Origin of the sequence: Cronbergia sp. UHCC 0137, from assembly GCF_034932285.1 — a bacterium.
Taxonomy (GTDB): Bacteria; Cyanobacteriota; Cyanobacteriia; order Cyanobacteriales; family Nostocaceae; genus Cronbergia.
The window spans coordinates 44196-58598 of sequence record NZ_JAYGHC010000032.1; the positions used below are offsets into that span (position 1 = coordinate 44196).

The 14403-nt window shown below is 36.0% G+C and carries 9 protein-coding genes; 6 read left to right on the forward strand and 3 right to left on the reverse strand.

What is annotated here, in order from left to right; all coding sequences use genetic code 11:
• The first annotated feature begins 752 nt into the window (after window positions 1–752).
• Window positions 753–1157 carry an ASCH domain-containing protein gene (locus VB711_RS16985; protein ID WP_323287355.1) on the forward strand — a complete coding sequence of 135 codons (405 nt, stop codon included), beginning with the start codon at window positions 753–755 and terminating at the stop codon, window positions 1155–1157.
• Window positions 1158–1381: 224 nt separating this feature from the next.
• On the forward strand, window positions 1382–2542 hold the full coding sequence (locus tag VB711_RS16990) for a tyrosine-type recombinase/integrase (RefSeq protein ID WP_323287356.1): 1161 nt from the start codon (window positions 1382–1384) through the stop codon (window positions 2540–2542).
• 19 nt (window positions 2543–2561) lie between these two features.
• Here VB711_RS16990 and VB711_RS16995 read toward each other — a convergent pair whose 3' ends face one another.
• A complete protein-coding gene (locus VB711_RS16995) occupies window positions 2562–3644 on the reverse strand; it encodes a T3SS effector HopA1 family protein (RefSeq protein ID WP_323287357.1) in 1083 nt (360 codons plus the stop codon).
• A gap of 48 nt (window positions 3645–3692) precedes the next feature.
• Window positions 3693–4931: an aminoglycoside phosphotransferase family protein gene (locus tag VB711_RS17000; protein WP_323287358.1), complete on the reverse strand. Its 1239-nt coding sequence runs from the start codon at window positions 4929–4931 to the stop codon at window positions 3693–3695.
• Between the two features lie 494 nt (window positions 4932–5425).
• On the opposite strand from VB711_RS17000, the gene VB711_RS17005 reads away from it, so the two are divergent.
• From VB711_RS17005 to VB711_RS17015, 3 genes are all read left to right on the forward strand, one after another.
• Window positions 5426–6760 carry an ATP-binding protein gene (locus tag VB711_RS17005; protein ID WP_323287359.1) on the forward strand — a complete coding sequence of 445 codons (1335 nt, stop codon included), beginning with the start codon at window positions 5426–5428 and terminating at the stop codon, window positions 6758–6760.
• Window positions 6761–6778: 18 nt separating this feature from the next.
• Window positions 6779–8101, forward strand: a complete 1323-nt coding sequence (locus tag VB711_RS17010) for a tellurite resistance TerB C-terminal domain-containing protein (RefSeq protein ID WP_323287360.1) — start codon at window positions 6779–6781, stop codon at window positions 8099–8101.
• Window positions 8102–8766: 665 nt separating this feature from the next.
• Window positions 8767–10092 (forward strand): ATP-binding protein, encoded by a 1326-nt coding sequence (locus tag VB711_RS17015; RefSeq protein ID WP_323287361.1) that lies wholly within the window; start codon window positions 8767–8769, stop codon window positions 10090–10092.
• A gap of 529 nt (window positions 10093–10621) precedes the next feature.
• Here the strand turns inward: VB711_RS17015 and VB711_RS17020 are convergent.
• On the reverse strand, window positions 10622–11983 hold the full coding sequence (locus VB711_RS17020) for a serine/threonine-protein kinase (protein WP_323287362.1): 1362 nt from the start codon (window positions 11981–11983) through the stop codon (window positions 10622–10624).
• Window positions 11984–12089: 106 nt separating this feature from the next.
• On the opposite strand from VB711_RS17020, the gene VB711_RS17025 reads away from it, so the two are divergent.
• Window positions 12090–14252, forward strand: a complete 2163-nt coding sequence (locus tag VB711_RS17025; protein ID WP_323287363.1) for a DEAD/DEAH box helicase — start codon at window positions 12090–12092, stop codon at window positions 14250–14252.
• The last annotated feature ends 151 nt before the right edge of the window (window positions 14253–14403 follow it).

Below are 14403 nucleotides of genomic sequence, written 5' to 3' on the forward strand. Positions count from 1 at the left end.
TATTTGGCTTTTCCTTTGAAGCACGCGCCAGCCATGGCGGTTCAATCTTCCCCTTTGGATATATTGAAATATTCCATGGAGAGAACCCGTTGGTATTGACTGTCCCGTATTCATGGAAACTATCTTTTAACCCATCTGAGGATATCCCAAAATTTTTTTAACAATATGAAGCTAGAACGCAGAGGGTCAGGAAGATGACTAAACCATTAGGATATTACGAATGGAAACCATACAGAATGTACAGCCAACAAACAGGGCTGTTTATCTGTGGTTTCCGATTCAAAAATGAGGCAGAAGCACACGTCGCCACATTGAATCGAATAGCAGGGAAATCGCTATTCTTCATAAAATACGACCCTGTAACCGTTGCCTCAAGCCATGCCTAGATATGTCTGCGGTCTAATCCTAGAATGCAGATATTGAATTTACCTAATAGCAGAGATAAAACAAAAATGACTTTAGAAATTTATTGCGGTGGATTTATCCTATATATAGGAAAGTTGGAAATTTATAGCAATGCTACCCAGGGGTATTTTTTCCCGTTCGGGTACTTTGACGTTTACTATGTCCATAATCATCTATTAAAAATTCGAGGCAATTAAACACCAGTAGAGGGGGATATTAAGACAATGAGAAATTCAGAAATAGCCGTTAATCTATTCCTTCAACGGCAAAGGATCAGGAAGATTATTGAGTTAAAGGGTTGGTATGTTTCAACCAAAGGCTATGCAAAAATAATTATTCTTTAAACAATGAAAGCATTAAGTTTATGGCAGCCTTGGGCTAGTTTGATTCCTCACTATTTAAAACGGGTTGAGACTCGCACATGGGGGACAAACTACAGAGGCGATTTGTTGATATGTGCTTCCGCAAGGGACACCCGCGAACAAGAACTATTTTTTCACGAAAAGATTAAACCTATTGTTCGGGACAAACTCACCTACAATGATTTCCCCTTCGGAGTAGCAGTAGCTCAAGTAACTTTAGTTGATTGTTTGGTAATGACTCAGGAATTAATAGACAGTCAGTCCAGTTTAGAAAAAATGATGGGTAATTGGCAAATAGGGAGAGTCGCCTGGGTGTTTGAAAATATTCGTTCTATAACTCCTTTTGAAGTGAAAGGAAAGCAAGGGCTATTCGATGTAGAGAATCTTTAAATGGATTACGTCACTTTAATGGAACTACTCCTTAAATATTGGGAGCAATTGCCCACAGAATTAATCTCGGACATAGAACAAGTAACAAAAGCTAAAAACCAAGAAGAGGCAACAAGGAAATACGGCGTGTGTTGTTACTGTGGTGGAGAAAGAAGGACTGACGATACAAGAGTGTATTGTCTTGACTGTGGACACAATTTCTTTGATTATAAGGAGTATGATTAATGGCTGTAACTGTTGACCCTAAATCAAAAAAAATATTAATTAGATTTAGAGTCAATGGTTACGCCAAACAATTTTACTTATCCACCGGACTGAAAGACACCAAGAAAAATAGAGTAATTGTAGAATCACGCTGGGAATTAATTCAGCGTGAAATTTCTTTAGGTGAATTTGATAGCTCATTAGAGCGTTATAAATTTGGTGATAAAAATTCAACCACCCAAAAATCAGAATTACCAATTAACGAACTTTGGACAAAATTTACAGAATTTCAAGAACCCCAATTAGAGCAAACAACTATCAGAGGGACCTATAGGAAAGTTGAACGCTACATTAGGCGATTCCCTACACACAAATTATCAAAAGCTTCTGAGATTAGAAATTGGTTACTACTCAACACATCAGCTTATATGTCGTGGGATATTCTTCACCACCTGGACCGATGTTGTCGGTGGGCAGTTGGCTCTAAGTTAATCCCCCATAACCCATTTGAGAGCTTACTTATTCCTAAGCCAAAACGAAAATCTACAGATACCGATGGTTTCAGAGCCTTCAGCCTAGAGCAGCGCGACATTATCATAGAAGCCTTTGAAAATCACTCATCTTATTCTCACTACGCACCCCTAATAAAATTCCTATTCTGGACTGGATGCCGATTAGGAGAAGCATTCGCCTTGACTTGGGGGGATGTGTCAGAGGATTGCTGCCAAATAGCGATCGCTAAATCCAGAAACTTACACGGCATCGCCAAAGGTACAAAAAATGGGAAGAAAAGGATCTTTACCGTCTCTAGTGATTCCCGCCTTTCAAAATTATTACTAGAAATAAGACCACATCCTGTCGTTGCCGGACAAATAATTTTCCTGACCAAGCAGGGTAACAGAATAACCAGCTACACCATTAATGATTTTTGGAAAGGCTACACAGTCAAACGTGGGGATAAAAAATATTTTTATCCAGGAATTGTAACTGAATTGGTTAACGCCGGGGAAATCCCCTATTACCTCAAACCCTACGCCACACGTCACACATTTGCAACTTGGGCGATCGCTTCAGGGGTAACGCCTGACAGAGTGGCCTTATGGATTGGGGACAATGTTGAGACAGTGCTTAAATATTACGTTCATCCCAGCGTCACAGAGAGCAATTGTCCCGACTTTTGATTTACTACTCATTTACTACTCAAAACAAAGGGTTATAAACATCTTCCGAGTCTGGATTAAGATAGGCTCGCTGCACGTCCAAAGCTTGCAGTGCAAAGTGTTGATGAATAATCTGCATCCGTTCCTCAATGGCATTTTTACGATTATGCCAAGCTTCTAATAAGGCATTAGCGACTATTTGGCAACGGTTCATTCCAAAACTTTCTTGTGCGGTAAATTTTTGATTTGGTTCTTCTGCTAAACCTAATCCTGGTGCTAAAAATTTGGTAAATAAGGGAATTTTTGAATCAAAGTAGGATTGATGTTCGATGTAAACAGGCTGAAGAATTTTGTGTATTTCTGGATAGTTTTGGCGTTCAAAATGGAGTACACCTGAATCATAACGTCCGTAGGCTGAGGGATTGTAAAGAACTTGAAAACTAAAGGGAATAGTGGCGCTGTTTAGTTGTTGTGTTAAACTTTCCATGAGAGCGATCGCACCCAATGGCGTAAAATTAAAATAAATTCGCACTATATCGGCATCTTCTGTATCTTGTCCTTCCTGTCCTACATTACTCACCGCTAAATAACAGCCGTTCTGCAACCGATTTTTAGGCATCCAAATTGCTATTAATTCACCCACTTTAGCAGCCTTTTTACCAGATTTAAGTTGACATTCTGGTTCAACATACAGTGTCAAACCACCCTTGCTAACGGCCATACTTCCATCTGGTTCTAGTCGTAAAACCTGCCAATTGGGATCATAGTTTCCGTTACCATGATTACTACTGTGTAGTTGATCATAAAAATCTCTATCAATTCCTAAACTGGAATTTTGAGCTAAATCCTGCGGGAATAAGTTGTTAACAGTATCACCATTTACTGCCAGAATTGTTTGTAATGAGCCATTATAATAGATACCGTGCAGGAAGTTTCGCAATAATAAAGCGAGATATTTATATTGTAAAATTGGCGAGTTTTGTTGAAATCTAGCTGCTACATTCGTCGGCAAAGAAAAAGGTTGATAATGAGGATGGTGAATACAGAAATTAGGCTCTATCTCAATATTACTAGCAATGTCTAGCAAAGAAGTCAGAATCTGATTGGTTGAAGAATTATACATTAATGACCACTAAAGATGGGGGATAACAATTGATTAATTTTTACTAAATTAACAACCGCGTAAACGAGTCTTTTCGTAATATATCGGTAGTATTTTTTCTTCCTCTTCAGGTTGAAAAATATTTTCTAAGTCAGCTACAGGTTGGATAATCTCTGATTCGGATATACCAAATATAGTTAATACAGCTTTTTGAGGCATGGTCAGTATATTTTTGCCAAATTCCAACATATAAATGTGATGTTGATCGAAGTATTTCTTATACTCAATCATCTCTTTAATTTGATGAATTAGCGATAAACCCGTAAACTGAACCACACGCAAAATTAAATCATGTCGATACTCTAAAATCAAGGGAAAAGTATCAAGATAAGCTCGCAATAAAGCTAACATTGAAGGTTGGATAATGTCTAGCGGTATCATTGCTAAATTCAGCGATTCCTCTAAATTCAAAGTATTATCTACTACTAAACTCGACAGCCAAATTCTTAAATAACTAGCCAATAAACTTCCTAAATCAAAAGCAGGATCTCCCCAACTACAAGCTTCCCAGTCAATTAATCGAATTAAGCAATTATCTAATTGTTCCCATCGGGAATGTAATAAAATATTACTTAACTGCAAATCATTATGGATCAAGCAGCAAGGAGTCCATTCATAAGACAAATCTGCGATCGCTGATGCTAAACTTTGATCATGCTGATAGAAAATATGAAACTTTATCGCTTCAGTAGGAATCCTACCCAAAACATCTGGATTAATTGAATCTATACCTTGGGACGGGTTATAAAAATGATAGCGAAACTCCCCTGGAGGAGCAATATTCATAAAATCACGATACTCTTTACCTAGAAAAGTAGTACGATGTAATTCTGCTAATGCAGTACCGATAGAATTAGCAATTTCGATGGGGAAAATACTGCTATTTTGGTAAAATTTTCCTAACTCTATATATTCGCTTAAATAACTGCGGACTAGAATAGAATTTTCCTGATCATAACATAGTATTAATGATGACAACTCAGAAATATTACCAAGGATTGGGAATTGCTGTAATAACTGATGGAATAGCCACTCATTAAATAATTCATGGTGATTATTCTCAATATCTATTTTATATTTTTGTTTAATTAATAGTTGGCGATTATTAGTGAAAGTTACCAGTAAATTCTGATTATCTTGGCTACTTTCTTTTAACTCATATTGATCTAATACCCTATCTTCTGAGCTAAACAGATCGGCATTTTGCAAATACTGGATAACATTTAAAGAAGACAGCGATAACAACATATAATATTTCCTATTTACTTAAAGTATTGAGAAAATTACCGAAATTAAAATTGATGAAACTTGAATAAGCCTGAATGGTAAACAAGAATAAATACGATTGTTGATAATTAGTAATATCTTATTCTTGACAGTAAAACTTGCCATAATGGCAATTTACAATTTATTTTATTAGGTCTACAGTAGACAAAATTTAAATTGTATATCTGATTTAACTAAGTTATACCGTTATTATTTTTATAGCAAGTTGTGTACTGCCCCCCATGGGTGTCACAATGTACTGAACTACATTCTCTAAAATTATTAGATATAGACAATGAAATACACTTACATCTATGTAAAATGTAAAAAATATTAAAACCTAAAATTTTCAGATACGATGATGTGTTATCTATTATAACTAAGTGTAGTTAGTTTGGGAATCAGCAACACTGAACCTTGGAATCAAGATAATTTGAAGTTTTTCAGGAGTTTAGAACTCTTGTAAGGATTTACAGATGACAAAATCGAGTAACTTATTATACAGCGAAATTCAATTTTTTCAGCGTCAAGCAGCCTCTCTTTTGCTATACCAATCGGTTCTGCAAGGAGAAATAGCGATCGCCTTTCTTGATCTCCTGCAAGCTATACGTTACACTGACGCAGATGGGCGAGACTGTCTCCAAGCCTACGGTAACTATTTTCGCGCTTTAGCAGCCAGTAATCAAACCTGGGAAGAATATTTAATTAATCAAATTCTGGTAGCTGAAAATCCCTTTACCAAGCTGCTTCAACAGCAAGAATTGACCAAATTACCCCCAGCACTAATAACCGCAGCCCAACATGATTTACAAATATTACAAAGTTTGTATGAATGTAACAGCGCTGTCTTGAGTGAGTGGGTACAAATTGTAGCTCATTTACCAGTTTCCCCCGTAGTCTGGTATCGAGAACCAGATCAAATAGCGGTTGAAGCCAGTTTAATCGCCTCCTTGCCACACTTAGAAAATTGGGGCGATGCTTTAGAAGATTTAGCAGTTTATTATCAGCAACACGGAACAGGCTTATTTGCTCAATATCGGGCTTTTCGCTGGCAAAATGGACAATTAACAGGTATTGCCCATGCCGATGGAATTAAACTCAGTACCCTAGTGGGTTATGAGTCGCAAAAAGAGGCATTATTAAAAAATACAGAGTTTTTATTGTCAGGAGAAACAGCGCTACACGTATTACTTTACGGTAGTCGAGGTTCTGGTAAATCATCCTTAGTCAAAGCCTTGTTAAATGAATACAGCGAGAGAAACCTGCGCTTAATAGAAGTAGCAAAATCAGAATTACAAGACTTACCCCAAATAGTCGAACAGTTGCGGGGAGTGCCACAGAAATTTATTATCTTTGTAGATGACCTTTCTTTTGAGGAAGATAACGATGCCTTTAAAGCCTTAAAAGTCGTCTTAGAAGGGAGTTTAACCGCCAAACCCCCAAACGTAGTCGTCTACGCTACCTCCAACCGTCGTCACTTAATCAAGGAGTATTTTACCGACAGACCCGCCCCTAAAGATCACGAAGAAGTCCATGCTTGGGATACAATGCAGGAGAAGTTATCATTTAGCGATCGCTTTGGTTTAACTATCACCTTTACACCCGCAGATCAAAAAACTTATTTGCAAATTGTCCAGCATCTAGCAGCACAAGCTGGCATTAATATTACTCAGCAAGACTTAGAATACCAGGCTTTACAATGGGCAACCCGTCATAATGGCCGTTCTGGCAGAACAGCACGCCAATTTATTGATTTCTTGAAAGCAGACCTCACCTTGTTTGCTAAAAATAATAATATAACAACAACATAATAATCAAAGAGAGGATTAATGACCCTAGTAACTAATGATTCTAATCATATTACTGATTTAAAAACAAGTAAAATGCAAACAGTAATCATCAGCAATAGATTAATATTAGGTCTAATCGCCTTTAGTATCAGCTTTGGGTTGAGTCTTGTTCCCACCTGGGATATTACCAAAGCCTTTTTCACAGGTTTAATCACTGTAATAGCTACCTATTCCGCAGCATTATTTGTTGATAAACGACACAAAAATCATGAATTGCTAGTTTTAAGTTCTCTTCATCGACGAATTAGAGAGCGTGAAGGGCTAAAATCTCGCCTGATTAGAGAAATAGAACAACTACAAGATCATAATAAACTACTGTATATAGAATCCCAACAACTACAAAATCAAATATTAGAATGTCGTAATCAAAGAGATACTCTTCATCGAGAATTAGGTAATTTTGCCGGACAGAAAAAACAATTAGAATCAGAAATTAGCATCCTGAGAACAGAATTTAATACCTTAGAAATTACTACGGCAGAACTAAACGATTACTATACTAATCTCACAGCCGATAAACGTCGTTTAGAATTAAATTATAATGCATCTCGCGCCGAAATAATCCAATTAGAAACTCAAATTGAACAACTTCAACAACAACAACAAGAAATTCAAAATAATTTAACTCTATTAGGTAGACTAAAACCTCAACTAGAGGAAAAAATGTATGAATTGCGAATTGAAATCCAAGAACTAGAAGTTGAAAGCATCAACCAAAATCAGTTACTAACAGCCACCAGAAACGCCAGAGAAAATCTAGAACATAGTTTTAGCTCTTTACAAACTCAAACCACAGCCCAAAAAATAGAACTCACACAATTACAAAATCAAATTTCCCTCTTGCAAAATGAACGGGACTCGTTGCAAAACCAAGTGTGGGAATTACTTCAACAAGTAGAAAATTTCAATCCAGACCCATTACTTGATAATCCACAAGATAATAACATTGAATTATTTCCCTTCGATGAATTACTAGAACCATTAGAACCCAGAGGTTATCAACTTCCTCCAGAATGGAATAAATTTTTAACCAATTTATCCGCATATCAAATTCAAATTTTAAAAGCCATAATCGAGCAAAATAACACTAAAGCCACTATTAAGAAAATTGCTGAAGCAAATATCACCATGCCGAATTTATTAATAGACTCTATCAACGAAAAAGCCAATGATATTATTGGTGAATTAATTATTGAAACAAACTTAGAAATTCCCGAAATAGCCCAAGAACATACACACAACCTGAAAAAAATGCTTGCCATGTATGAAGAAAATACAAATAAAACCATTTCAGCCAATTAAAATATTAATGATATAGGACTGATATCTGATTTTTAAAATACACGTAGGGTGGGCATTGCCCACCGGAGATTATTTTTAGTTATCTACTCTACTTAACTCAAGTTGCTAGTTATTAATTTTTTGGATATTTTGTAGTCTGTAGGGTGCGTCAGACAGAATAATTTAGATTGAAATGAATAATTTTAAATTTCTGACGCACCTTATGTCACTAAAAAAGCAACTGTTACTTACAACTTTTCGGATATTTTGTAGTCTGTAGGGTGCGTCAGACAGAATAATTTAGATTGAAATGAATAATTTTAAATTTCTGACGCACCTTATTTTACTAAAAAAGCAACTTACGTTATTTACAACTTTTCGGATATTTTGTAGTCTGTAGGGTGCGTCAGACAGGATAATTTAGGCTGAAATGAATAATTTTAAATTTCTGACGCACCTTATTTTACTAAAAAAGCAACTTACGTTATTTACAACTTTTCGGATATTTTGTAGTCTGTAGGGTGGTCAGGACATCAATTGTTAGCGCAGCTTGACATAAGCCATTCATGAACCTCCTTTCACAAGTATGGGCGTATGCTCCTGCTTTTCTGTATTTTACTTAGAGAACCGAATTGATTTAGAATAAAAAACAGTAACTAAAGTTTTTAATTTTTGTTCCAAACTACATGACAAAACCAAAAATATCGAAAAAAATATCCACTGCTTTAATCAATTCCCTTGGTGCAGGAGTAGTACCCAGAGTAGGAATTGAACATATAGCAGTAGGGAGAGAAAAAGAACTCGACAGCCTTTTACAAAATCTCAACGATATTGCAGAAGGTGTCGCAGCATTTCGGTTTATTATCGGTAACTACGGTTCAGGTAAAAGCTTCATGCTGCAAATGATTCGTAACCGCGCCATGGAACAGGGTTTTGTAGTAGCTGACGCTGATTTATCCTCTCAACGCCGACTAGCAGGAAGCAACAACGAAGGTTTAGCCACCTATCGAGAATTAATGAGCAATCTCGCCACGAAAACTCGTCCTGACGGTGGTGCTTTAATATCAATTTTAGAAGGTTGGATTAATAAAATTCAACAAGAAGTAGCCAAAGAAACAGGAATGCGTCCCAATGACCCCGGTTTTGATGACCAAGTAGAAGCAAAAATTCGGGAAGTAGTTCAATATATTGAAGACTTAGTTCATGGCTTCGATTTTGGTAGTGTGATTATTGCTTATTGGCGTAGTTATCGCTTAGATGACGATGATTTAAAAAATGCGTCTTTGCGTTGGTTAAGAGGAGAATTTAACACAAAAACAGAAGCTAAAGCAGCTTTAGGCGTGCGGGTGATTATTGACGATAATAGTTGGTATGATTATATCAAATTATTAGCTAAATTTGTCGCCGAAATTGGCTATAAAGGATTATTAATTTTAGTAGATGAAGCCGTAAATTTATATCAAATATCCACCACAGTCACCAGAGAAAAAAACTATAACAGACTCCTAACCATGTTTAACGATACCATGCAATGCAAAGCTGAACATCTTGGTATTTTAATTGGTGGGACAACAAAATTTTTAGAAGACCCAAATCGAGGACTATTTGCTGACCAAGCTTGGCGCAGACGTACCAAAGAAAGCCGCTTTGCAACCCAAGCAGGTGTACAAGAATATTTAGGCCCAGTAATTCGCCTTAACCCCTTGAGTGAAACGGAAATTCTCACTTTATTACAACGGTTAACAGAAATTCATGCACTCAATTTTGGCTATGAAAAAACTTTAAAAAATAGTGATTTACAGGAATTTGTTCAAGAAATTATCAGTCGGTTAGGTGCAGAAGCTTTACTCACACCAGGAGAAATAATTAGGGATTTTATTAGTGTGTTGAATATTCTCCAACAAAACCCAACAATTAAGCTTAAAGAACTCATTCACGGCTCTAATTTTAAACCTACTGTGGCAGGTAAAGATATTAATTTAGATGATGAAGGAGCAGAATTTAGTTTGTAATTCAGGACTTTTTTCTAAACAACGTTGGTGAATAAATACAAACTCTAAGTAAAGTGCGTCAGAAGCTTAAAACTACTGATTTCAGCCTAAAATATTCTGTCTGACGTGGTTGGTGAGCTTGCCGAACCACACTCTACAGACTACAAAATATCCGAAAAATTAATAACTAGCAACTTGAGTTATTACAAATTTTATCTCTTGTAGGGTGCGTCAGACCCGATAATTAAGCATCCAACAGATTTTATCTATCTGACGCACCGCACTAATATACAATTCTAAAAACCTGAAAGTAGGCAATTTCATTATATATATCATCTGGATTTTCTACAGTGCATAAGTCCTATAATCGTCGGCTAAAACTATAGAGTCTGACGTGGTTGGTGAGCTTGCCGAACCACACCCTACAGACTACAAAATATCCAAAAAATTAGTAATTAGCAACTTGAGTTATTATGAATTTTATCTCTTGTAGTATCGGCATCTTGCAGGTCAGATATGTACCCCATAACATCAGAAAGTGCTGTATTTCCTAATTTCTAGTAATTGGCAATTCTAGCCAGTTGCTAAGTTCTTCTGCTAACCAGTCTAGTTCTAGGGTACTTACAGAAAAGAGATTATTTTCGCCAGCGTTAATTTGATACTTCCGCATTCCTGACCAGATGATTAAACAAGGTTGAGGTTCGTTATTATGGTAAATATTAGTTCTTTCTAAACGAATAATATATTGTCTCTGGCTAGGAAGTGGATGATTACGCACAATTCCCAACAATTCATAAGATAAAGAAATTTGTTTTCTGTTAATGCGGAGTCTTTTTTTGCCCAAAATATACATAGAACCAACCAAGAATAAACTTAATAAACTAGCTAACGGAAACAAAGGAATAATTAAGAAATAAGTTGCTAAACCTAAACCTATACTAAATAAGATTATATTCCTTTTAAATCCATGAAATGGGGGGATAATTATTTCTATAAAATCAGCATTTTTAAACAAGAGAATCTTACTACCAAACGGTTTACACAAATTTAAATTAGCTGCCTTAACTGGAGTTTGAGTTGTCTTTCCCAGTTGCTCTAAAACTTGCAAAGCCTGTTCAGCAGAAGCCAAACGTTTACTCAAAATAGGTTGTGTCATTTTCCGTAACCAACTACTAAAACCAGGACTAATATTAGCCGCTTGTTCAAATTTAATTACTAAATCTTGTTGGGGTAAATCTGCTGGGTGCTGACCTGTGACTAAATAAATTAAAGTTGCACCCAAACCGTAAAGATCAGAAGCGGGAGTTGCTCTACCATTAAATTGCTCAGGTGGCATATACCCATAACTACCAACAACTGTCATAGTGCTGTTAGTTCTCACAATAGTTTGTACAGAACCAAAATCCACTAAATAAACCTCACCCACATTATTACCAGAGCGATTGGTCAACAGAATATTACTAGGTTTAATATCACGATGAATTACAGATGGTTGACGACCGTGTAAATATTTGAGAATCTTGAGAATAGCTGTTGCTATTTGCTTAACTTCTTCTTCGCTAAAACTACGTCCTGCTTTTAGTTGTGCTTCTAAAGATTCAGCCGGAATATAACTCTGTACCAGCGCGAATCCTTTGTTTTCTGGAGAATCTAGTTCAAAATAATCTAGATAACGAGGAACTGCGGGATGAGAAATTGCTTTGAGAGTTTCTGCTTCTCGTTCAAATAACTTTAAATCGTCCCATTGAAACTCATTGTTAAAAGAAAGTAGTTTCACAACTACCAGTTCTTGAGTTTGCAAGTCACGAGTCAACAGTGTCCGTCTTCCTGCTTTTTTACCAAGTTGTTGCTGTACTTCGTAGCGTTCTGATAATATCTCTTTGGCAAAATCACCTATAATTTGACCTGTCATTTTACTAAATGCAGAGTTTGGTTAATTTTATAATAATTAATTATACTCGTTTTTTCGATACTACCCCATTTTTTGGGGATGAGAGATTATTTGGATAAAAATTGACATGAACAACCGTACTTTTTCTAGACTTGCACCCTTTATTCAAGAATATATTTATCATCACAACTGGATTGAATTACGACCAGTACAAATTGCTGCTTGTGAAGTTATATTCAACACTGATGCTCATTTACTGATTGCTGCTGCTACTGCTGCGGGGAAAACTGAAGCTGCCTTTTTGCCAATTTTAACTTTATTACACGAAAATCCTCCTTCTAGTATTGGTGCATTGTATATTGGACCGATTAAAGCTTTAATTAATGACCAATTTGAACGACTTAATGATTTATTAAAAACCGCAGATATTCCTGTATGCTCTTGGCATGGTGATGTTGCTCAAAGTCGAAAACATAATCTTTTAAAAAACCCTCAAGGGATTCTCCAAATTACACCAGAATCTCTAGAAAGTTTATTAATTAACAAAAATCAGCAACTAATACGCCTATTCGGTGATTTACGGTTTGTGATTATTGATGAAATCCATGCTTTCATGGGTTCAGAACGTGGTGTACAAATTATTTGCCAATTACAGCGTTTAGCAAGGTTGACAAAGACCCAACCTCGACGGATTGGTTTATCAGCAACTCTTGGTGATTATTCAATGGCTGAAAAGTGGTTAAGTTTAGGAACAGATAAACTGGTAATTACACCAATAATTGAGGTAGAAAAGCGGCAAATTAAACTGGCTATAGAGCATTTTTATGTTGAAAAAGAAGTGGAAGAATCAAAATATGAACAATATATTTTTAATTTGAGTAAAGCTCGTAAATGCCTAATATTTGCTAATAATCGCACACAAACAGAATCTATTATTGCTTCACTACGCCAAGTTGCTACTAAACAAGGATTTTCAGATATATATCATGTTCATCACGGTAGTATATGTGCCAGTTTGAGACAAGCTGCTGAAAATGCGATGCGTGAACCTAATCAACCTGCTGTGACTGCTGCGACTTTGACTTTAGAATTAGGGATAGATATCGGTTATTTAGAAAGAGTAATTCAGTTAGAATCACCCTTATCTGTTGCTAGTTTTTTACAAAGATTAGGACGCAGTGGCAGAAGAGGTGAATCGGCTGATATGCGTTTTGTTTGTGCAGAAGAAGAACCATTAGCAGACGCTTCATTACCAGAACAAATTCCCTGGCAACTTTTACAGTGTATTGCTATTATTCAACTTTATTTAGAAGAACGTTGGCTAGAACCAATCAAACCAATAAAATATCCTTTGAGTTTGCTTTATCATCAAACAATGAGTATCTTAGCAGCAATGGAAGAATTATCACCTCATGCTCTGGCTCAACAAGTTTTAACTCTAACACCATTTGCGGCTATTTCTCAAGATGATTATAAGTTGTTATTGCGGTATTTAATTGATATTAATCATATTCAAAAGACTGAACAAGGTAAATTAATGATCGGGTTGGCTGGAGAAAAGGTGGTGAATCAATTTCAGTTTTATGGTGTGTTTGCTGATAATCATGAATATGTGGTAAAACAAGGCTCAACGGCAATTGGAAGTATTGTAATTCCACCTGCTGTTGGTAATCAATTTGCTTTAGCTGGGAGAAGTTGGGAAGTTTTAGATGTTGATTTCCAAAAAAAGGTGATTTTTGTTAAGCAAGGTGAGGGTAAATCTACTATTTATTGGCGTGGTGGTTCTGGAACTATTCACACTCGGATTTTACAACGAATGCGCCAGGTTTTGTTGGAGGATGTAGAATACAGTTATTTACAAAAAAATGCTCAAGTTCGGTTACAGATAGTCCGTCAATTGGTACAAAAAGCTGGATTAGAACAACAGAATATTATACTTTTAGAAAAAAATAAATGTTGTATCTTCCCTTGGTTGGGTACTGTGGCTTACCGCACTTTGGAAAGATTGCTTAATTCTTTGTGTCGAGAGTCTTTAGAAATTAAAAGTATTGGAGGAATAAATCCCTATTATTTAGTTTTGAAATTAGGTAAGAATAAATTCACATCTGTTTATCCAGAGATTATTTCTTTATGTGAACAGAGAATTTCTTTAGAAGACTTAGTTAGTCATGCAGAAGCACCGGAGATACAAAAATATGATCAATTTATTCCACACGCATTGTTACGGAAAGGTTTCATGAAGGATTATTTGGATCTGGAAGAATTAAAGCAACAAGTTTCTCTTTGGTAGAGGGAAAATGTATTGGTCACGTTAAGAGAACTTAAAAATTGTCATTGAGATAAGACAGGATGCAAAAAAGTTGTGCTGTTGCTTAACCAAAACTATAAAAACTCTTAACCGAACAGGATTGGATTCTGACGCAATACTTGTCGGTTAAGCT